Here is a 19031-nt window from a genome sequence, read left to right as displayed (position 1 = left end):
GGCTCATTGAATAGAGCGGCCGCCCTCCCCAGATTCAAGCCTGGGCGTTCCCTGCCCCGTCCCGACTCCAGCGGGATGCATTGAACCCCGCCGGCCCTCCCGGCGGGGTTTTTTTGCGTCGCAATTTGCCTTGCAAACTGCGGCAAGCTGATCGAAATACCCCAGTCGACCTCAGAAAGCTGACCGGAACCGCTGCATGAAACGTCTCGAACTCGCCATCGAATCGATCATCCTCGCCTCACGCTGGCTGCTGGTGGTTTTCTACATCGGGCTGGCCCTAGCGCTCGCCGTCTATGCGCTGTCCTTCGGCAAAAAACTCTACGAGTTCGTCATGGTCGCCTTCACACTCGACGACACCGACACCATCCTGAAGATGCTCGGCCTCATCGACGCCGCACTTGTCGCCTCGCTGGTGGTGATGGTGATCATCTCCGGCTACGAGAATTTCGTCAGCCGCTTCGACGACCAGGATGGCGGTGTGCACTGGCTGGGTACGATCGATGTCGGTTCGCTGAAGGTCAAGGTCGCCTCGACCATCGTCGCTATTTCCTCGATCCACCTGTTGCAGGTGTTCCTGAATTCGTCTTCCTATACGATCCACCAGCTGATGTGGCTGACCATCATCCACCTCGCTTTCGTCGTCTCGGCGCTGATGCTGGCCTATATCGACCGGCTGATGGGACTGAGCAAAGGCAAGAAGGGCGAGGAGTGATGAGCCCCTTTCTCCCCGTTCATGGGGAGGTGAGGCTGGTCCGCACAGCGGGCGAAAAGCCAATTGCTTGGTTTTTCGAAAAACGCCGGCAGGTGGATGAGGAAGCAGCGCCGTCGGCCCGTGATTTCCGTCAGTAGATGCTTTTGACGTTCGTCGGCGAATTGGCAAATACCGCGTCCGGCACGAAAAAGTCGCCGGCCAGCGGCCCGGTCGCGCCCGGCGCATAGACCGCGAAATCGGTCACGCCCTCGGCCCGCAGCACCTCTTCATCGATGTAGAAATTGCCTGATGTCTCGCGCGATGGCCGCAGGAAGATGGCGTGTGCGGCATCGGCCATGATGTCGGGTAAGCGGCTCATCGCCGCCACCGTCGCGCCGCCGAGCAGATTGCGCACCGCAGCCGTGTCGATGGTCGAGATCGGCCACAGCGAATTGACCGCGATGCCGTCCTTGGCAAACTCGGCGCTCATCCCCAGCGTGCACATCGACATGCCGAACTTGGCCATGGTGTAGGCGACATGGTTCTTGAACCATTTGGCCTTCATGTCGAGCGGCGGCGCCAGATTCAAGATGTGAGGATTGCTTGCCAACTTCAGGTGCGGAATGCACATTTTCGACACCAGGAAGGTGCCGCGCGTGTTGATCTGGTGCATCAGATCGTAGCGCTTCATGTCCGTCTCCAGCGTGCCGGTGAGCTGGATGGCGCTGGCATTGTTGACGCAGATATCGATGCCGCCGAACTTTTCGACGGTCTTGGCAACCGCCTCAGCCACCTGCGCCTCCTCGCGGATGTCGCACAAAACAGGCAGCGCCTTGCCGCCGGCCTGCTCGATCTCCTCAGCTGCCGAGTAGATCGTGCCCGGCAGCTTCGGATGCGGCTCGGCGGTCTTGGCCGCGATCGTCACATTGGCGCCGTCGCGCGCAGCTCGCAGCGCGATCGAAAGACCGATGCCGCGCGACCCGCCGGAGATGAACAGCGTCTTTCCCTTGAGCGACATGTCTTGGCACCTCCCTTGCTACATCACTGACGCGAACCATTGCGCGGCGGCAATGCACTGCGCAAGGCCTCGGCAGCCTGCAACGGGTTACGCAACGTAGGCTCAAACGGAAAAGGGGGTTAGACCAGCACCAGGCCCTGCCGCATCGCGATCGCGATGGCATCCGTGCGGTTCGCAGCACCCAGCTTGATCAGGATCGCGGCGACGTGGAACTTTGCCGTATGCACGGAGATGTTCAGCCGCCGCGCGATCACCTTGTTGGGCGCGCCTTCGGCCAGCAGCGCCAGCACTTCGGCCTCGCGCGGCGACAGCGCCGGACGGGCGGTAGCGCCATCGTCCAACAGCTCCTCGCCGAACAGCCCGCTATGGCTTCCGCCGTTGGCGGCGCCATCGAAATCGTCGTGGCGAGCGGGCGTCGAACGCCCATCCCTGGACACCCGGTAGCCGGCCGCCGCTAGTCTGACGGCAGCCGCGATCAGATTCGCATCCGACGCCAAAGGCAGCACGGCAAGCACCCGGTTTTCTGGCCGGCCAGCGCTCGCGGATAGCAGCACCCGTGGGATTGCGCTGTTGCCACCATCGGCCCGATCGAGCCAGGCCGCACTGTTCGCAACAGCGTCATCGACGACAGCGACGTCGGCAATCCCGCTGCCGGCCACGACCGGAAGCAGATCGTCCGCCATGGCAAGCGAAGCCGACAGGCGCTCGGCACGCGCGGCATCGTGCAGCGCGATCAGCACCACGAGCTGGCGTCCGCCGCCCGCCACCTCCGGCCCACCCACCTCCGGCCCACCCGCCTCCGGCCTTGTCAGCGTGGCGCTTTCCATCGGCCCTCTCAGCTCAGCGGCTTTTCACCGACGGTCAGCGCGACATCGCGCTGCTCGCCGCCGCGCACCACGCCGAGCGTCACCGCGGCACCCGCGCTATCCGGCCCGAGCTTTCGGATCAGTTCGCGCGGGCCGTGCACGGCCTCGCCATTCCACGCCACGATGATGTCGCCCAGCGCAAGGCCGGCGGCCTTGGCCGGACCATTGTCGTCGAGGCTCATGACCATGGCGCCGCGCGCCGCGCCGTCACGGATCGGGTGCAGGCCGGCGCCGAGATAGCCGCGCGCGACATGGCCCTTTTCACGCAGCGTCGCCACGGCCCGCTCGACCGTCTCATAAGGCATGACCAGCGCACGACCACGCGGCCCGAACAGCAGCATGCCGATCAGCGCGCCCTTGGCGTCAAGCACCGGCCCGCCCTCGAAACGGCCGCCGGCATTGACGGCGAGATTGATGCGCCGATCGATGCTGCCGCCGCGCATCGAGCGCCAGGCGGGGCCGACCTCGCCGACCGAGCCCGAGACAGCCAGCGCCGAGCCCTGACTGCTGCCGACAGCGATGGCGACGTTGCCCGGCCGTACCGCGTCAGCCTTGGCGAGCGCAGGCGCCGCGACCGCGCCGGCCGGCTTCAGAAGCGCTACGCCGGTCGACGGATCGCGACCGACCAGTTCGGCCTTCACCACTTCGCCCGAAGCCAATGTCAATTCGATCTCCTCACCGGCCTCGACAGCTTCCTCGGCGGTGACGAAATAGCCGTCACGCCAGTGGAAGGCGCTGGCGGTGCGATGGTGATGGGTGGTGAAACTTGCCGTTGCCGGCGCAGCCTTGGCGGCGAGATCGGCGATGGCCTCGGAAAATGCATTAAGGTTGAAGTCACTCATGATGATCTCCTGGGTTTTCTCATGCCCCAGATATCGCTCGGCAGTGCGCCCGGAGGTACTCGTCTGACGGCTAGTTACTGGTTTGACTGGCCATCTGGTCAGGTCGCGGCAGTTCGAGCCGCTCCGCACATATAGTCATCATCGCGCCTGAAAACACGGAGCCCTGCCAATGGCCCTCGCCGCCCACAAATTCGAGACCGACGACACACTGCTCGACGCCTATTCGACGACAGTCGCCGACGCCGTCGACCGCATCGGCCCAGCCGTCTGCCGCATCGAGCGCGTCGGTGGCCAAGGTGGCCATGGCTCCGGCTTCGTCATCACCCCGGACGGGCTGGTGGTTACCAATTTCCATGTCGTTGGCGATGCCAAAACGGTGCGCGTCTCTATGCCCGACGGCGCCTCCAGCGAAGGCCGCGTGCTAGGCCGCGACCCCGACACCGACATCGCGCTGGTGCGCGCCGATGGCAGCTTCACCGAAGTCGCGCCGCTCGGCGATTCCAAGCGGCTGCGGCGCGGCCAGATCGCCATTGCCATCGGCAATCCGCTCGGCTTCGAATGGACCGTAACGTCAGGCGTGGTCTCCGCACTTGGCCGTTCGATGCGCGCCTCGACCGGGCGGCTGATCGACGATGTCGTCCAGACCGATGCCGCGCTCAATCCCGGCAATTCCGGCGGACCGCTGGTGTCGTCGGCAGGCGAAGTCATCGGCGTCAACACCGCCATGATCCACGGCGCGCAAGGCATCGCCTTCGCGGTCGCTTCCAACACCGCCAACTTCGTCATTTCGGAGATCATCCGCTTCGGCCGCGTGCGGCGCGCCTTCATCGGCATCTCGGCCGACACCACCAGTTTGCCGCGCCGCGCAGCGCTCCTGTCGCAGGTGACCACCAGTACTGCGGTGCGGCTGCGCAGCGTCGAGAAAGACGGACCCGCGGCGAAGGCCGGCCTCAGGGAAGGCGACATCATCGCGGCGATAGACGGTCGCCCGGTCACCGGCGTCGACGACCTCGTGCGCATGCTCGACGCCGAACGCATCGGCCGCGAGACGCTATGCACAGTGGTGCGCCGCACCGGCGTCAGCCAGGTGACGGTGACGCCGGTAGCAAGGGCGAGCTGAGCCTTTATCGAGGCTTGAGCACCCGCCCGAGCAGCGACACCAGCAGTCGCGCAAGGTCACCGGTCGGGTCGAGGTCGGGATCGTAGATCGTCATGTCCAAGCCGGTGCAGCGCTGGTCCGCTGCCAGCGCCGACAGAATGGCAACGAGTTCATCGGGGTCGATGCCGGGGCTGCCGGGCGAATCCACCGCCGGCATCACCGTCTGGTCGAGCACATCGACATCGAGATGCAGCCAGTAGGGACAGCCGGCGCGCGCCAGCGTCGCTCTTGTCTTTTGCAACACTCCAGCCGCGCCGAGTTCCTGCGCGGCAAAGACGTCGATGCGCGTCACGGCGGTCGCATTGATGTCGGGCCAGGCAAAATCGGCATCGCGGCTCTCGCGTTCGCCGATCTGAACCACCGCCTCGTCGGCGACGAGCGGACCGACAACACCTGGCCATTGCGCCAGCAAAGCCTCGCCGCGTCCGGTGGCAAGTGCCAGATCCATGCCGGCAACCGAGCCGAGTGAGGCATTGACATCGTAGTTGCCGGGATGGCGGAAATCGCTGTGGCCATCGACATGGACCAGGGCGACTGCGCCCGAGCGCCGCGCGGCGACCAGTGCGCCAAGCAGGATCGAGCAGTCGCCGCCGATGATCAGCGGGAACTCGCCTTGCCCAAGCGCACGGGTGACGATCTCGGCAAGATCGAGGTTGAAGCGGCGGATCGCCGGACCATTACGCAGCCTAGTGCCCGGTTGCGGTTCGGTACTGTAGGCGGGTCTGTCGAGATCGACCACCCGCCCCGGCGCCAGCAACTCGATCAAACCAGCTTGGCTCAGCGCCTGCGGCGCACGCCAGGTGCCGGGGCACATGGCCCGGCTCCAAGGGCCGAAGGCCGAGATTGGATGGCGCCCGAACAAGGCAGATGTCACGCATGCGGCAGGCCCAGCTTCAACGTCACCAACATAGACCGCATGGTGCGGATCCGGCCACAGCGGCCGGAGCCGCTGCCGACATTTGCTGCCATTGTTCAGGCGCCCGCCGCGCCCGCCGCGAATTGCGCCTGAAATTCCGGGCTGAGCGGGATCGGCTTGATGACGTCGATCAGCACGCCATTGGGATCCCTGGTGATGAAATGGCGCTGGCCGAAGGGTTCGTCGCGCAGCGGGCACAGGATCGGCAGGCCGGCCGCAACGATCCGTTCATAGACAGCATCAGGATCCCTCACCTCGAAATTGATCAGCAGCCCCGATGTGCGGCCGCGCCCCCCCTCGGGGATCGTCTCGTGGTCGCCCTGGACGATACCGAGATTGACCCGGCGATCCTCGGCAGACTGCAGATGCACATACCAGTCGCTCGCAAACAGCGGCTTGAAGCGGAAGTGATTGATATAGAAGGCTTTTGTGCCGGCTACGTCGCCCGTCATCAGCACCGGATAATAGCTCGTCGTCTTCATCTTTCTTTCTCCCGTCAGCCAACATACAGTTTGCATGTAATTCGAAATAACATACAGGCTGCATGTATGCAACGAGAAACCCCGCGCCGCTCCAACCGCGACCGCACCGAAGCGACGCGCGCCGACCTGATCGCTGCGGCGCGCAAACTGTTCATCGAAAAGTCCTATGCCGAGACCGGCACGCCGGAGATCGTTGCGGCCGCCGGCGTCACCCGCGGCGCGCTCTATCACCACTTTGCCGACAAGCAGGCGCTGTTTGCCGCCGTGGTCGAGCAGGAGGCGGCGGCGGTGGCGCAAGAGATCGAGCGCGCCTCGCCGCCTTCTTTGTTTGCCCGCAATGCGCTGATTGCCGGCTCGGACGCCTATCTCGCCGCCATGCGCGCGCCCGGCCGCACGCGGCTTTTGCTGCTCGACGGGCCGGCCGTGCTTGGCCGCGCCGCCATGGATGCGATCGACAATCGCCACGGCAACCGGTCGCTGCGCGAAGGCCTGGTTGCGGCAATGCGCGAACAGTCGATGACCAGACTGCCGGCCGATGCGCTGACCGCTTTGCTCGCCGCTGCCTTCGACCGCGCAGCACTTGCCGTCGAGGCCGGCGCCTCGGCCGAAGACTATCGCGCCGTGCTCATGGCTCTGATCGATGGGCTGTCTCCGGCTCATCTTCAGGCAGGTCGTCCGGGTCGAACTCGTTGAAGCAGCCGAGCTGGCGTTTGAACTGGTCGATCAGCCAGGCCGCCGCCGGTTTCGGGCTACGGTCGGCGCGGTGCATGGCATAGAGCGATGAGCGCACCTCGCTAAAAGGTTCAAGGTCGAGTTCGACCAGCCTGCCGCTGGCCAAATCGTCCGCGATCAGCCAGCGCGGCAACCCGCCCCAGCCCAGCCCCTCGCGCATCAACGTATGCTTGATACGCACATCTGTCAGCCGCCATGTACGATAGGCAAAGACGCCGAAGTCGCGTCCCTTGGTGCGTTCCGACTGGTCACTGACAACCAGCTGGGTGTGCTCTCGCGCATCCTCGAGCGCCACCGGTTTCGGCAGCAGTGCCAGAGGGTGGGTGGGGGCGGCAGCCAGCACGATCGACATGAAGCCGATGCGCACGAGATGCACGTCGACCTCGCCCAGCAAGCCACCGATGCCAAGATCCGACTGTCCGCTGACGACATGGTCGGGGATCAGACCGAGCGTGCCGATATGCAGTCGCATCATCACGGTCGGGAACTGCGCCTCGAACGCCTTCAGCACCCGCACCAGCACCGGCGAGGGCAGCGCCGCGTCAACCGATAGCGCAACTTCAGCCTCCAGCCCCTGATGGTGACCGTCGGCACGCGAACGGATGCGCTGCAGCACGCCGACCATGCGCCGGGCGTCCTCCAGCATCGCCCGGCCGATTTCGGTCAGCTGCGGCTCGCGCGTGCCCTCGCGCTCGAACAGTTTCAGGCCAAGCTGCGCTTCAAGATTGGCGATGCCGTAGCTGATGACGGACTGCGCGCGGTTAAGCTTGCGGCCGGCGGCTGAGAAGCTGCCGGTGTCGGCGACCGCAACCAGGATCTGCAATTGGTCGAGCGTCGGATTGGGCTGCACGGCATACCTACTTTATGGATGGATCGTATAGAAAATATACCAGTTTTTTGAATGGGTCGGTAGGCCCATATCAGGCGGGAGAAATCAATTCCCACTGGAGAGAACCGCTATGTCTATCCTGCTTGTAACCTCGAGCCCGCGCGGCGCTGCCTCGCACTCGACCCGTATCGCTACCGAATTCGCTGAAAAGCTCGTCGCCGCCGACCCGTCGAATACGCTCGTCGTACGCGACCTCGTGGCCAACCCGCTGCCGCATATCGACACCGATTATGCGACCGGCATCTACACCCCCGTTGAAGCCCGCACGCCGCGCCAAGCCGAAGTCGTCGGCGTCTCCGACATCGTGCTTGACGAACTGTTCGCAGCCGACACCGTGATCCTGGCCACCGGCTTCATCAACTTCAACATCTCCTCGACCCTGAAGTCCTGGGTCGATCACATCTCCCGCTCCGGCAAGAGCTTCTCTTATGGCGAGGGTGGTCCCAAGGGCCTCGTCACCGGCAAGAAGGTCTATATCGTACTCGCCTCGGGCGGCATCTATTCCGAAGGTGCGGCCGTGCAGTTCGATCACGCCATCCCCTATCTGCGCGGCGTGCTCGGCTTTCTCGGCATGACCGACGTCGACGTCATCCGGATCGAAGGCGTCGGCATGGGTCCCGACGCCGTGACCGCCGCGCTCGCCAATGCGACGGCCAAGGTCGATGCCGTGGTGGCTGCGAGCCAGCAGGTTGCTGCAGCGGCGTAAGCGCAGGCCCTTCCCACCTGCATTAAAAAAGGCAGGCGCTCCGGCGCCTGCCTCTTTTGTTGTTGCACGAATGTCGACCGGAACGGAGTAGCGCATGTAGTGAAACGCGCCGCGAGATCGCCACGTAACCGTGTACGCGTTGTCGGGTGAATTTTCTTCACATGGGTTTTATCATTCAGATAAGTTCCATTTTGAGTTTTATGCCAAGTACAGTATGCGCAAGTCACATACGTCTTAATGACAAGCCACCTCGAAACCGCTCATGGAGACTTGTTTGTCTGAGTTCCCAATTCTCGGCATTGACCTTGGCACGACCAATTCGTTGGTAGCTCATTTTACCGAAGAAGGCCCCATATTGATCCCCAATGCTATCGGCGCTTTTCTGACGCCTTCTGCCGTGGGGCTTAGCGACAATGGTGACTTGCTGGTCGGCCAGGCAGCCAAGGACAGGCTCGTGTCCAATCCCGATATAAGCACGGCACGATTCAAGCGTTATATGGGCACGGATCACATGGTTCGTCTCGGCCGCAAGGCATTTCGACCGGAAGAGTTGTCCGCGTTCATTCTGCGCTCCTTGAAAGCGGACGCCGAGGCGCATTTCCAGCACCCTATTGACGATGCGGTTATTTCCGTGCCGGCCTACTTCAACGATGTGCAACGCAAGGCAACGATCGCTGCCGCACAACTCGCGGGTCTTAAGGTAAGCCGGCTGATCAATGAACCGACCGCGGCGGCCTTGGCTTATGGCCTGCATCGCAAGGACGATGAAAGCACCTTTCTTGTCGTGGATCTTGGCGGCGGCACATTCGACGTTTCAATTCTGGAGATGTTTTCTGGCGTCATGGAGGTGCGAGCGTCGGCCGGGGACGCATTTCTGGGCGGAGAAGACTTCACGGATATCCTTGTGGCGTTGTTGGGCAAGGATCTTGGCCGTGAAGATTTGGGAAAGGGAGATCTGTCACGGCTGCGTGCGCTGGCTGACGAAGCAAAGCACAAGCTTTCAACCAGCAAAGACGCCGATATCCGATATGTCCTGGACAGCGAACAGAAGCATCTTTCCGTCTCTGCAGATCGTTTTGAGGAGGCAACGACGCAGTTAGTCAACCGGATGAAGGCCCCTTTACAGCGCGCGATGCGCGACGCAAACCTAAGCAACGACCAGATCGACCGGATCATTCTCGTTGGCGGTGCAACGAGAATGCCAATCATCAAGTCTACAATAACCAAGCTTTTCAAGCGTTTTCCGGAACATGATCTCGACCCTGACCATGTCGTGGCCTTGGGCGCGGCGGTACAGGCCGGGCTTGCTTCCCGGCATCAGGCGCTCGACGACATCGTCATGACCGATGTTTCACCCTTCACCTTGGGTATCGAGACAAATCATTAAGTCGGACCGAATAGCCAAACCCTGCCCGGATATTTTGCTCCAATCATCGAGCGCAACACGGTTATTCCAGCGAGCCGGGTTGAGCGTTTCAATACTGTAGTTCCTGGTCAGCAGAAAGTGGAACTCAATGTCTTTCAGGGCGAGGCGCCGCTGGTACGCGACAATGTGAAGATAGGTACATTGAGCGTTCCTGTTCCCGTCAACCGCAACGCAAATGAAGCGGTCGATGTTCGCTTTACCTACGATACGTCCGGAGTGCTTGAAGTCATCGCAACGGTCGTCACTAATGGCAAGGCTCATCGACTTGTCATAGAAGGCAATCCGGGCGCTCTTTCGCAAAAAGACATTCTGCAACGCCTGGCAGAACTTGAACGGATCAAAATCCATCCACGCGAAGAAGCGTTTAACGCGGCGCTCGTCGCGCGCATCACGAAAGCTTTTGAAAATGCCTTGGGGCCGCAACGCAAGATGTTGTCGGCATGGCTTGGGGAATTCGAGGCAATCCTTGCCCGGCAACATCCCAAGGAAATCGCCGCAGTGCGATCCCAAATCACGGGAAAACTCGAAGCGTTAGAGAAGTACGATGTTTATTGATGCGTTTTCCATGCTCGGAATATCCGACCGGGAAGACGTCACCGAACGCGAGATCAAGCGCGCCTACGCTACAAAGCTCAAACTAATCAACGTCGATGAGGATCGCGACAGCTTCATTGCATTGCGTCACGCATTCGAGCAGGCGCGCGATCAGGTCAACCGGCGGGAGTATTTCAAGAAAATTACTTCCCCTGACGAGACACAAATTGCCGAAGACACCGACACGCCCGCGTTGAAGAACGTGCCACTGTCCAACGAGAGTCCGCTTCCCGCTATCCTCGAAGCACGCGCTTTGCGGGCCATGGAAGATGATATCGAGACGCTCCTTATCGAAAATATCGAACCAGATGCACCGAAAGAAGCGGCTCCAGCCCGCACGGCTTCAATTGCCACCGAAGCGCCTGCCCTTCGCGCCATGAAAGCTGTCGAGTCGCTTATCACCGAACCAAGAAAATGGCAGAGAATAGACAGCTGGCTGGCAATTCTGGATGGCGAGCTCCTACAGACGATTGATGACATTCAAGAGTTTGAAACCCGCATGCGGACCTATGTTTGCGAACAATCAGGCTTCGGCGAGCGGCAGCGTCCGTCGGCCAAGCCCTGGATGATGCAGCGCTTGCTTGACTTGCTTGACGAACGCTTTGGCTGGACACACAATCGCGGATCAAACTATTGGGAGCGTCAACAGCTTGACTGGTTGCACGCGCTAATCGATCCTGAGACGGCACCCCAATATCGTATGGCGTCCGCGCCGCAACAGGACCCTGAGCCCGAAACGATCGCACCATCGAGCCAAGCCACCGGTTCGGCGCGTCAATCACCTATTTCCGGGTGGGTATGGGTTATGATCATCTTTGTGCTTGTTAAACTTGCTGCCGCGCTTTCTGGCTCAAATGAGCCCGCGAAAACATTCTCACGGCCCGATGCCACACAACAAGTGCCCGCAGGCGTTCTTCGCGACCTCTGTCGTAATCTGTCGTTTGACGAATGTTTCAAAAAGATGAGTGGGATGCCGGAGCCATAGGCCGAAAAATTATCGAGCGGAAATCGGCGGAAAAGATAAACAACCGGTGCAAATGTTGGCCACCGCAGGCCCTACCCAAAGATCTTCTCGCCTTGCTCGTCAACCAACTGCATGCCCTTCTTGATCGAGATGTCGACGGCGTCGTCCAGTCCGGCAAAGCGATCGGCGCGGATGAATTTGTGTTCCTTCATCACGCCGTCGACTTCCTTCGAAACCACGCCGCAGGTCTGGTATTGGCCCCCCTCCGCCTTGTAGGGCGTGGCGCTGATCAAAAATCCCTTGTGCTCAACCTGCTTTACCGGTGCTGCGCTCTTGGGCTCGCCCGCCTCACCGCCGCCACCACCGAAAAGACGTTTCAGAAAAGACATGGGGCTTCCTCCAACGGCAATCATCCTGCACCACGTCTCGCGGTGCAGGATGATTTTCAGTACCGTTCCTCAGTCGAACGGGCAAGGGTTCTCGCCAGGGGTCAACCGCGCGATAGCGCTTCCAGGGCTTCAGCGGCGGCTTCCAGGACTGCAATCGCCTCGGCCTGCTTTTCAGCCGGCGCGTCGACGAGATCGCCGAGCGCGGCACGCAGCCGGTGGCGCACGGCGCGGAACTCGTCGCGGGCTTCCGAGCGACCCCGTCCACCACGCCGTCCGCCTTCCTCGCCGTCGTCGTTCCAGCCGAACCAGTCCCGCGCTTTCGCCATCTTGCGGCCGAAGCGCTCCAGATGCTCGAGCACGCCGTCGATCATCTCGCGGTTCTCGGCGAGATGCGCCTGCCCCGCCTCGGTGATCGAAAACACCTTCTTGTTGCCGTCCGCGGCTGAAGCCGCATAGCCGGCCTCTTCCAGGAAGGTCAGCGTCGGATAGACGACGCCCGGGCTCGGGCTGTAGATGCCGCTGGTGCGCTCTTCCAGCGCCTTGATGATGTCGTAGCCGTGGCGCGGCGCCTCGGCCAGCAATGACAGCGTGATCAGCTTGAGATCGCCGTCGGCCAGCATGCGCCCGGCGCGAAACATGTCGCCAGGGCCGCCGCGTCCACCGCCACGTCCGCCGTGGCCGAACGGCCCGAAGCCGCCCCCTCTGCCACCAAACTTGCCGGCCATATGCAGGAAAGCGCGCTCGGCGCGCTCGCCAAAGGGATGATGTCTGTGCATGAATTGCTCCTTGAGTTATATCTTACGATACATCTTAATTAGGCTTACCCCCGCCGACGAGTCAAGATATATCTTACGATGTATCTAAAGGCGGCGCAGCCGGCAGCTAGAAAGCGCGTGAGGGCCAAAACCTCTCCGTAAGCGTCTGACGTCAAGCAACGCATCCACCCCGGTCTTTCCGGGCAGTTCCGCCGGAAACCCGGCGCAATGGATGCCAAATGCGACGGACCGGATGTTTCAGGAAAATCAAAAAATGACCACGACCCGTAAGCGCGGCAAGCTGCCGGCGCGCTATGCCGCGATCGTCAGTCCGCTGGTGCTGTCGCTGCTGATGACCTTCATCGTCTCGTTCATATCGACGCTGAAAAGCCTTGGACTGCGACCTGATTTGCCGGCTGTCTGGCTCACTGCCTGGGGCCTGTCCTGGCTGGTAGCGTTCCCAACGTTGCTCATGGTGCTGCCGGCGGTGCGCCGCATTGTCGGCTGGCTTTGCGAGCCGGCGTCCCGGCAACGCCCAGGACGGCAAGGCCCGCAGATATCTTCGGGCCTTGCCTCGCTACCAGCGACCCTTGCGCCGGTTCCAGGCATAGAGAAGATCGGCGAAACGATCATAGGCCAAGCGTGTCAGCGGCAGCGCGACCGGATTGCCGAAGAGCGCCGCCAGCCAGCCCTCGCCCGGCGTCGCCCGCCAGACAGCAACCGCGACATCGGCGCCGACCAGCAGCCTGCCCTCGCCATCGGTGGCATGCAGCCGGCGGCGAACGTCGTCCAGCGAGGCACCGTGGCCGGCCAGCGCCGCCGGTTCGAGATTGATGTCGCGGAACGCAATATGCCCAGCCTTGATCGCCTCGATCAGCCGCCGTTTCTGCCGGGTGATGCCGCCATCGCAGACGGGGCAGCGTGTGTTGTACCAGACGGTCAGCGCAGGCTTGGACATGGCGCGACTATCGCCCTGACGGCACGGCCCCGCAATATGACGCCGAGCCGCACGGACCCACGCCCAGCGCTATCCAAGCGAGGCGACGATCTCGCGATAGGCAAATTCCGGGAAAGCCTTGAGCGTTCGCGTCTTGACGCTGCCGCCCGTTGCCAGCATCAGGGCGAAACGAGCAAGCACAGCGTCGTCGGGCGCCTCGATAATCGCCACCATGTCATATTCGCCCATAGTCAGGTAAAACGCCTTGAACGAGCCGCCCATGTCGGCCAGTTGCTTCTTGGCGGCATCGAGCCGCTTCGGCGACTCTCGGATATTTCTGGCGCCCTGTTCCGTCCAGTTCATCAGCAGGATGTAGGTTGTCATCACACACCTCCCTCCGGCGCCACGGAGCACGGCTGAGGACATCAGCCGGGGCGGACATCCGGTTTTTCGCCCAGAACATGCATCCGACCAGGCAAGTATCCTCCCGACGGAGATGGGCGACAAGAGCCCTCCCCGGGCAACAAAAAGGGCGCCGTCGGCGCCCTTTTCGAATGCTGGTCTGTTGCCGCTATCAGCTGTCGAGGAAGCTCCTCAGCTTGCGGCTCCGGCTCGGGTGCTTGAGCTTGCGCAGCGCCTTGGCTTCGATCTGGCGGATACGCTCGCGGGTGACCGAAAACTGCTGGCCGACTTCTTCCAGCGTGTGGTCGGTGTTCATGCCGATGCCGAAGCGCATGCGCAGCACCCGCTCCTCGCGCGGCGTCAGCGAGGCGAGCACCCGCGTGGTGGTCTCGCGCAGATTGGCCTGGATCGCCGCATCGATCGGCAGGATCGCCATCTTGTCCTCGATGAAATCGCCCAGATGCGAATCCTCTTCGTCACCCACAGGGGTTTCGAGCGAGATCGGCTCCTTGGCGATCTTCAACACCTTGCGCACTTTTTCGAGCGGCATTGCGAGCTTTTCTGCCAGTTCCTCCGGCGTCGGCTCGCGGCCGATTTCATGCAGCATCTGGCGCGACGTGCGCACGATCTTGTTGATCGTTTCGATCATGTGCACCGGGATGCGGATGGTGCGCGCCTGGTCGGCAATCGAACGCGTGATCGCCTGCCGGATCCACCATGTCGCATAGGTCGAGAACTTGTAGCCGCGGCGGTATTCGAATTTGTCGACCGCCTTCATCAAGCCGATATTGCCTTCCTGGATCAGGTCGAGGAACTGCAGGCCGCGATTGGTATATTTCTTGGCGATGGAGATGACGAGGCGCAGATTGGCCTCGACCATTTCCTTCTTGGCGATAGCGGCTTCGCGCTCGCCCTTCTGCACCTGGTTGACGATCTTGCGGAATTCCAGGATCGAGATCGCCGTCTCGGTGGCGAGGTTCTGGATTTCCGAACGCAGATCCTTGATCGCGTCCTTCTCGTTCTTGGTGAATTCCTTCCAGCCGCGCGAGGTCAGGTTGCCGATCGAGCGCGTCCAGTTCGGGTCGAGCTCGGAGCCCTGATATTCCTTCAGGAACTCCTCGCGGCGCACGCCATAGCTTTCGGCCAGGCGCAGCAGCTTGCCTTCGTTCTGCACCAGCCTCTTGTTGATGTCGTAAAGCTGCTCGACCAGCGCCTCGATGCGCGCCGTGTTGAGCGACAGCGACTTCACCGCCTTGATCAGCTGGTCCTTCAGCTCCTTCAGGCGGCGGTCCTGGCTTGGCGACAGCGTGCCGGTCGCGGCCAGACGGTTCTCGACCTGCTGGTCCTGCAGCTTGCGCAGCTTCTTGTAGGTGTCGGCGATGACGTCGAGCGTCTCCATCACCTGCGGGCGCAGTTCCGCTTCCATCGCCGCCAGCGACAGGCTCGCCTCGTCCTCGTCTTCCTCGTCGTCATCGACTAGGCCGCGCGTGTCGGCGCCGACATTGGTGATGTCGTCTTCTTCGTCGCGTCCACGCCTCGGCTTGTCCTCGGCCTTGGGCGCCTCCTCGATGCGCTCGACCACCGGCGCCTGCTTGGCTTCGGGGCCGGCATAGGTGGCTTCGAGGTCGATGATCTCGCGCAGCAGGATCTTGGATTCGTTGAGCTCGTCACGCCAGATGATGATGGCCTGGAAGGTCAGCGGGCTTTCGCAGAGGCCCGCAATCATCGTCTCGCGGCCGGCCTCGATGCGCTTGGCGATCGCGATTTCGCCCTCGCGCGACAGGAGCTCGACCGAGCCCATCTCGCGCAGATACATGCGCACCGGGTCATCGGTGCGGTCGGTCGGCTCTTTCTTGGTGGTCGTGGCGGCGACGGCGGTGCCGGTCTGCTCGGCCAGCTCGTTGGCGTCTTCCTCGGCGTCGGCATTGCTGTCGGCGGCCTCGGGCTCCTCGCTCTGATCGTCGTCCTCGACCACGTTGATGCCCATGTCGGACAGCATCGCATTGATGTCTTCGATGCGATCCGGATCGGTCTCTTCCGACGGCAGCACCGCGTTCAGTTCGTCGAGAGTCACATAGCCGCGCTTCTTGGCGGCCTTGATCATCTTCTTGACAGCATCATCGGAAAGGTCGAGCAGAGGCCCATCGGTGGCGCCTTCACGTTCGGTCTCGACCTCTTCCTTTTCCTTTGTCGCCATAGTCTTTATCTTCTCCTAGCGGCCGAGCATCGAAGCCGCGTAGCTGCCGCACCGGTCAAACTACATGCGCTGGTGGCGCTTAACCGGGCCGGTAACCGAATCAACTCTTTTGTTTGTTCATATCGTGCCCCCAAAACCGGTTTTCACTTTTGGGCGATATGCATTAAGTCCAGATTAACCCTGATATCTGTGGCAGGCTGACAGCCTGTCCAGTGATCAGCACCTCGCGTCAGTGCATTTCCATCGACGCCGGCACGGGTTAAGGTTTCGAATCGTCCTGATTCCGTCATTCTGCCAGAAGGTCAAGCGCCTCTCGCATGATTCGCATCAAAAAAGCGAATCAATTACCCGACTTAGAGGCGTCGATTCGACGCGCAGCACGTACATCATCCATTCTTGCGCAGGTTTCGACCTACACGCGCCCACCCCTGCCCGAGGACACACCGAAGCCTTCGATCAGCGCTTCCGTTGCTTGTACATCACGGAACTGCGCCTGAATCTCGATGAGGTGCCGGTAGTTTTCGTCAGTGGGATCGCTGGCGAGCGCTGCTTCCGCCTGTTTCAGCTCCTTATGTAAGGTGCGCGCGCTGCGCTGCAAGTGCAGCGCCTGGTTGAAGGCGTCGCGGGCATCGTCAAGCGCTGCGGTTTCCAGCGCGGGCCATTGCCTGGCCCGTTGGATCAGCGCCACGGCGCGCCCCCAGATATCGCTGCAGCCGGCACGTTCGATGGTGGCGATCACCGCGCTACGGTCATTGGCCATGTCGTGCGCCATCGCATCGAGGATGGCGGCGTGCAGCCGCTGCAGATCGGTGTTGGCGAGATCGAGGAACTCGACATGGGCGAAGTTCTCGTCGATCAGCGCCGGATGGTTGACGAGGGCTACGATGATCGTCGCCTCGCGCACCGACATCATCTCGCCACCGCGTTTGACCATGGCGGAGCGGCCGAGGCTTTCGGTGATCGCGGCGCGCGCGCCTGCCCCGCTGCCTTTGGCGAACTGTCCGCCGGGTGCGGGCGTTTTGCCCTGCCCCGGTTTCCAGTCCTGGCGACCTTGCCGCACTTCGCGCTGGGCGCTGAAGAAGGTCAGCTCCCGCTCGCGCATCCACTGCTGGTAGTGGTAGCGCTGGCTCTCATCGCGGATGCGGCTGGTCAGTTCGCGCAGCGTCTTTGTCAGCCCCGCCCGCCGCTCCGGCGTGTCGAAGACGCCACCGGATGTCTCACGCATCCACAACAAATCAGCGAGAGGCCGCGCTTCCGCCAGCACGGCACGAAACGCGTCCGGCCCTTCTGCCTTGACCAGATCGTCGGGATCCTTGCCCTCCGGCAACAGTGCAAAGCGCACCGACCGCCCGGCCTGCACCGACGGCAGCGCGAGATCCGCGGCCCGCCACGCCGCCTTCAGCCCGGCCTGGTCGCCGTCGAAGCACAGCATCGGCTCAGGCGCCATGCGCCACAGAAGTTCGAGCTGGTTTTCGGTGAGCGCGGTGCCGAGCGGCGCCACGGCATTCTCTAAGCCGGCCTGCGCCAGCGCAATCACGTCCATATAGCCTTCGACGGCAATTACCGTGCCGCCTTTCGCCAGCGCTTTGCGGGCTCGGGCGAAATTGTAGAGCACGTTGCCCTTGTGGAAGAGCTCTGTGTCGGGCGAATTCATGTATTTGGCCAGCGCATCGGGCGCCAGTGCGCGGCCGCCAAAGGCGATGATCTTGCCGCGCGAATCCGGGATCGGGAACATGATGCGATCGCGGAACCAGTCATAGGAGACCGGGATGTCGTCGCCATGACGCACCAGCCCGCAGGCCTCGATGTCGGCCTTGGGCACACCCTTGGCGGCAAGATGTTCCTTCAGCGCATTGCGGCTGTCGGGCGCAAAGCCCAGCCGGAACGATTGCTGCGTCGCCGGCGTCAGCCCGCGATCCCTGAGATAGGCGCGGGCTTTTGCACCCTCCGGTCCTTGCAGCCGCTCCTGGAAGAAGGCAGTCGCCATCTCCATGACATCGGTCAGACTGGCGCGTTCCTTCTCACGCTGTTCTTCCCGCTCGTCGCGCACCGGCATCGGCACGCCGGCCATGTCGGCGATCTTCTCGACCGCTTCGGGAAAGCTTAATCCGTCGAGCTCGGTCAGGAACTTGAAATGATCGCCCGACACCGAACAGCCGAAACAGTGATAGCGGCCCTTCTTGTCCTCGCAGTGGAAGGAGGGGCTCTTTTCGCCATGGAACGGACAACAGGCCCAATAGTCGCCGCGCGAGGCGTTGGTCTTCTTCCTGTCCCATGCGACGCGCTGGCCGATGACCGATGAAATCGGCACACGGTCGCGTATCTCATCGAGAAAGGCGGGCGGAAAGCGCATTGGGGAACTCGTTTGTCCCTCATATAATCATGCGCGCGGAATCCGACGACCCTTATTGCGGACCATACCCGGTTTCCACAGCCAAAAAGCCCGGTTTCTACAGCCAAAAGAAAGGCGGCCGTTTCGGGCCGCCTCCTTTCAAGTCTCGGCATTGCGCCGGCGAGGCCGGGCTTAATGCGCGGCAATGGCGCCGAAGATGATGCCGGACAGGACACTGACCAGCACATAGTCGTTGCCGACGCGGATCCATTCCTGGCCGCGGCCGGGGCGATGCAGGCCATAGCGGCCATAATCGCGGATCGGCTGGTGCCGCTTCCAGCTGGAATATTTCTGGCCATTGCGCCAATGGCTGCGCTTGACGACCACCGTCTTCTTCACGACGCGCTTCCTGACATCGACATGCTTGCCGGGCCTCTGCCAGTCGACCTGCGTGTAATTCGACTGCGGTGCGACCGGTGCGTTCACCGGTGCGGCCTGGCTGGTAAGCGAAGTGGCGGCCAGCATCGAGAAAGCGAGGGCGGAAAGAACAATGCGTTTCATAGCGGGGCTCCTTGGTTGTCGATGCCTAGGGAATAGCGCCCGAAGGATGAACCGAAACTGAACACTAGCATTACATTTACGTAATGAAATCTTGTGCTTATCCTGGATATTTGAACATCATCGCAAAGGCGATTGCCGGGAGTCCGGCAAACCGGGACGATCCGCTGCCATCA

General features: G+C 62.1%; 18 protein-coding genes and 2 pseudogenes. 7 read left to right on the top strand and 13 right to left on the bottom strand.

The features are described 5' to 3' along the window. Nucleotides 1-196 precede the first annotated feature (196 nt). Nucleotides 197-712: a TIGR00645 family protein gene (locus ACYG9Y_RS04235; protein ID WP_023740178.1), complete on the top strand. Its 516-nt coding sequence runs from the start codon at nt 197-199 to the stop codon at nt 710-712. A gap of 130 nt (nt 713-842) precedes the next feature. Here ACYG9Y_RS04235 and ACYG9Y_RS04230 read toward each other — a convergent pair whose 3' ends face one another. The 3 genes from ACYG9Y_RS04230 to ACYG9Y_RS04220 form a co-directional block, all read right to left on the bottom strand. Then, complete coding sequence (locus tag ACYG9Y_RS04230; protein ID WP_023740179.1) at nt 843-1709, bottom strand: SDR family oxidoreductase; 867 nt, start codon at nt 1707-1709, stop codon at nt 843-845. Nucleotides 1710-1828: 119 nt separating this feature from the next. Further along, nucleotides 1829-2536 carry a helix-turn-helix transcriptional regulator gene (locus tag ACYG9Y_RS04225; protein WP_156929742.1) on the bottom strand — a complete coding sequence of 236 codons (708 nt, stop codon included), beginning with the start codon at nt 2534-2536 and terminating at the stop codon, nt 1829-1831. A gap of 8 nt (nt 2537-2544) precedes the next feature. Then, the gene (locus tag ACYG9Y_RS04220) at nt 2545-3417 is read right to left on the bottom strand and encodes a S1C family serine protease (RefSeq protein WP_023740180.1); all 873 of its coding nucleotides are present in this window, start codon (nt 3415-3417) and stop codon (nt 2545-2547) included. A gap of 169 nt (nt 3418-3586) precedes the next feature. Between ACYG9Y_RS04220 and ACYG9Y_RS04215 the strand changes: the two genes are divergently transcribed. Beyond that, nucleotides 3587-4537, top strand: coding sequence for a S1C family serine protease (locus tag ACYG9Y_RS04215; protein WP_023705829.1), 951 nt, complete (start codon nt 3587-3589; stop codon nt 4535-4537). A 4-nt stretch (nt 4538-4541) separates the two neighbouring features. On the opposite strand, the gene ACYG9Y_RS04210 is transcribed toward ACYG9Y_RS04215, so the two are convergent. Beyond that, complete coding sequence (locus tag ACYG9Y_RS04210; protein ID WP_460223102.1) at nt 4542-5390, bottom strand: arginase family protein; 849 nt, start codon at nt 5388-5390, stop codon at nt 4542-4544. A 158-nt stretch (nt 5391-5548) separates the two neighbouring features. Beyond that, complete coding sequence (locus ACYG9Y_RS04205) at nt 5549-5974, bottom strand: VOC family protein (RefSeq protein ID WP_023705831.1); 426 nt, start codon at nt 5972-5974, stop codon at nt 5549-5551. 66 nt (nt 5975-6040) lie between these two features. On the opposite strand from ACYG9Y_RS04205, the gene ACYG9Y_RS04200 reads away from it, so the two are divergent. Next, nucleotides 6041-6667 carry a TetR/AcrR family transcriptional regulator gene (locus ACYG9Y_RS04200; protein ID WP_023740182.1) on the top strand — a complete coding sequence of 209 codons (627 nt, stop codon included), beginning with the start codon at nt 6041-6043 and terminating at the stop codon, nt 6665-6667. Here the strand turns inward: ACYG9Y_RS04200 and ACYG9Y_RS04195 are convergent. After that, nucleotides 6600-7556, bottom strand: coding sequence for a LysR family transcriptional regulator (locus ACYG9Y_RS04195; RefSeq protein ID WP_023683802.1), 957 nt, complete (start codon nt 7554-7556; stop codon nt 6600-6602). The two genes, ACYG9Y_RS04200 and ACYG9Y_RS04195, sit on opposite strands and share 68 nt — an antisense overlap. Before the next feature lie 109 nt (nt 7557-7665). On the opposite strand from ACYG9Y_RS04195, the gene ACYG9Y_RS04190 reads away from it, so the two are divergent. The 3 genes and pseudogenes from ACYG9Y_RS04190 (at nt 7666) to ACYG9Y_RS04180 (ending at nt 11306) form a co-directional block, all read left to right on the top strand. Continuing rightward, the gene (locus tag ACYG9Y_RS04190; protein ID WP_023740183.1) at nt 7666-8301 is read left to right on the top strand and encodes an FMN-dependent NADH-azoreductase; all 636 of its coding nucleotides are present in this window, start codon (nt 7666-7668) and stop codon (nt 8299-8301) included. Between the two features lie 262 nt (nt 8302-8563). After that, a pseudogene (locus ACYG9Y_RS04185) lies at nt 8564-10282 on the top strand (Hsp70 family protein). Then, nucleotides 10272-11306: a hypothetical protein gene (locus ACYG9Y_RS04180; RefSeq protein ID WP_023749110.1), complete on the top strand. Its 1035-nt coding sequence runs from the start codon at nt 10272-10274 to the stop codon at nt 11304-11306. Before ACYG9Y_RS04185 ends, ACYG9Y_RS04180 begins: the two are co-directional and overlap by 11 nt. A gap of 71 nt (nt 11307-11377) precedes the next feature. Here the strand turns inward: ACYG9Y_RS04180 and ACYG9Y_RS04175 are convergent, their stop codons facing one another. Together ACYG9Y_RS04175 and ACYG9Y_RS04170 are read right to left on the bottom strand one after the other, a co-directional pair. After that, nucleotides 11378-11674, bottom strand: a complete 297-nt coding sequence (locus tag ACYG9Y_RS04175) for an HlyU family transcriptional regulator (protein WP_023740185.1) — start codon at nt 11672-11674, stop codon at nt 11378-11380. Nucleotides 11675-11775: 101 nt separating this feature from the next. After that, nucleotides 11776-12450: a PadR family transcriptional regulator gene (locus ACYG9Y_RS04170; RefSeq protein WP_023740186.1), complete on the bottom strand. Its 675-nt coding sequence runs from the start codon at nt 12448-12450 to the stop codon at nt 11776-11778. Between the two features lie 253 nt (nt 12451-12703). Between ACYG9Y_RS04170 and ACYG9Y_RS04165 the strand changes: the two are divergent. Further along, nucleotides 12704-12958: pseudogene (locus ACYG9Y_RS04165) on the top strand (DUF2798 domain-containing protein); the annotation flags it as partial. 48 nt (nt 12959-13006) lie between these two features. On the opposite strand, the gene ACYG9Y_RS04160 reads toward ACYG9Y_RS04165, so the two are convergent. From ACYG9Y_RS04160 to ACYG9Y_RS04140, 5 genes are all read right to left on the bottom strand, one after another. Beyond that, the gene (locus ACYG9Y_RS04160) at nt 13007-13387 is read right to left on the bottom strand and encodes a thiol-disulfide oxidoreductase DCC family protein (protein ID WP_023740188.1); all 381 of its coding nucleotides are present in this window, start codon (nt 13385-13387) and stop codon (nt 13007-13009) included. Between the two features lie 69 nt (nt 13388-13456). Continuing rightward, nucleotides 13457-13750, bottom strand: a complete 294-nt coding sequence (locus ACYG9Y_RS04155) for a GYD domain-containing protein (protein WP_023733294.1) — start codon at nt 13748-13750, stop codon at nt 13457-13459. A gap of 190 nt (nt 13751-13940) precedes the next feature. Further along, entirely contained in the window at nt 13941-15965 is a 2025-nt protein-coding gene (gene rpoD, locus ACYG9Y_RS04150) for an RNA polymerase sigma factor RpoD (RefSeq protein ID WP_023672446.1), read from the bottom strand. A 412-nt stretch (nt 15966-16377) separates the two neighbouring features. Next, entirely contained in the window at nt 16378-18318 is a 1941-nt protein-coding gene (gene dnaG, locus ACYG9Y_RS04145) for a DNA primase (RefSeq protein WP_023740189.1), read from the bottom strand. Nucleotides 18319-18489: 171 nt separating this feature from the next. After that, nucleotides 18490-18858, bottom strand: a complete 369-nt coding sequence (locus tag ACYG9Y_RS04140) for an RcnB family protein (protein ID WP_023740190.1) — start codon at nt 18856-18858, stop codon at nt 18490-18492. Nucleotides 18859-19031 lie beyond the last annotated feature (173 nt).

The sequence above is a fragment of the Mesorhizobium sp. W050 genome, from assembly GCF_054719535.1.
The sequence above is the reverse complement of the archived record's forward strand: the minus strand, read 5'-3'. Positions and strand labels throughout refer to the sequence as shown.

Coding starts and splice junctions, on each gene's coding strand:
- ACYG9Y_RS04200 (WP_023740182.1), top strand. CDS start 6,041: ATGCAACGAGAAACCCCGCGCCGCTCCAACCGCGACCGCACCGAAGCG.
- ACYG9Y_RS04175 (WP_023740185.1), bottom strand. CDS start 11,674: ATGTCTTTTCTGAAACGTCTTTTCGGTGGTGGCGGCGGTGAGGCGGGC.
- ACYG9Y_RS04210 (WP_460223102.1), bottom strand. CDS start 5,390: ATGTGCCCCGGCACCTGGCGTGCGCCGCAGGCGCTGAGCCAAGCTGGT.
- ACYG9Y_RS04155 (WP_023733294.1), bottom strand. CDS start 13,750: ATGACAACCTACATCCTGCTGATGAACTGGACGGAACAGGGCGCCAGA.
- ACYG9Y_RS04180 (WP_023749110.1), top strand. CDS start 10,272: ATGTTTATTGATGCGTTTTCCATGCTCGGAATATCCGACCGGGAAGAC.
- ACYG9Y_RS04215 (WP_023705829.1), top strand. CDS start 3,587: ATGGCCCTCGCCGCCCACAAATTCGAGACCGACGACACACTGCTCGAC.
- ACYG9Y_RS04170 (WP_023740186.1), bottom strand. CDS start 12,450: ATGCACAGACATCATCCCTTTGGCGAGCGCGCCGAGCGCGCTTTCCTG.
- dnaG (WP_023740189.1), bottom strand. CDS start 18,318: ATGCGCTTTCCGCCCGCCTTTCTCGATGAGATACGCGACCGTGTGCCG.
- rpoD (WP_023672446.1), bottom strand. CDS start 15,965: ATGGCGACAAAGGAAAAGGAAGAGGTCGAGACCGAACGTGAAGGCGCC.
- ACYG9Y_RS04140 (WP_023740190.1), bottom strand. CDS start 18,858: ATGAAACGCATTGTTCTTTCCGCCCTCGCTTTCTCGATGCTGGCCGCC.
- ACYG9Y_RS04230 (WP_023740179.1), bottom strand. CDS start 1,709: ATGTCGCTCAAGGGAAAGACGCTGTTCATCTCCGGCGGGTCGCGCGGC.
- ACYG9Y_RS04225 (WP_156929742.1), bottom strand. CDS start 2,536: ATGGAAAGCGCCACGCTGACAAGGCCGGAGGCGGGTGGGCCGGAGGTG.
- ACYG9Y_RS04190 (WP_023740183.1), top strand. CDS start 7,666: ATGTCTATCCTGCTTGTAACCTCGAGCCCGCGCGGCGCTGCCTCGCAC.
- ACYG9Y_RS04235 (WP_023740178.1), top strand. CDS start 197: ATGAAACGTCTCGAACTCGCCATCGAATCGATCATCCTCGCCTCACGC.
- ACYG9Y_RS04220 (WP_023740180.1), bottom strand. CDS start 3,417: ATGAGTGACTTCAACCTTAATGCATTTTCCGAGGCCATCGCCGATCTC.
- ACYG9Y_RS04205 (WP_023705831.1), bottom strand. CDS start 5,974: ATGAAGACGACGAGCTATTATCCGGTGCTGATGACGGGCGACGTAGCC.
- ACYG9Y_RS04160 (WP_023740188.1), bottom strand. CDS start 13,387: ATGTCCAAGCCTGCGCTGACCGTCTGGTACAACACACGCTGCCCCGTC.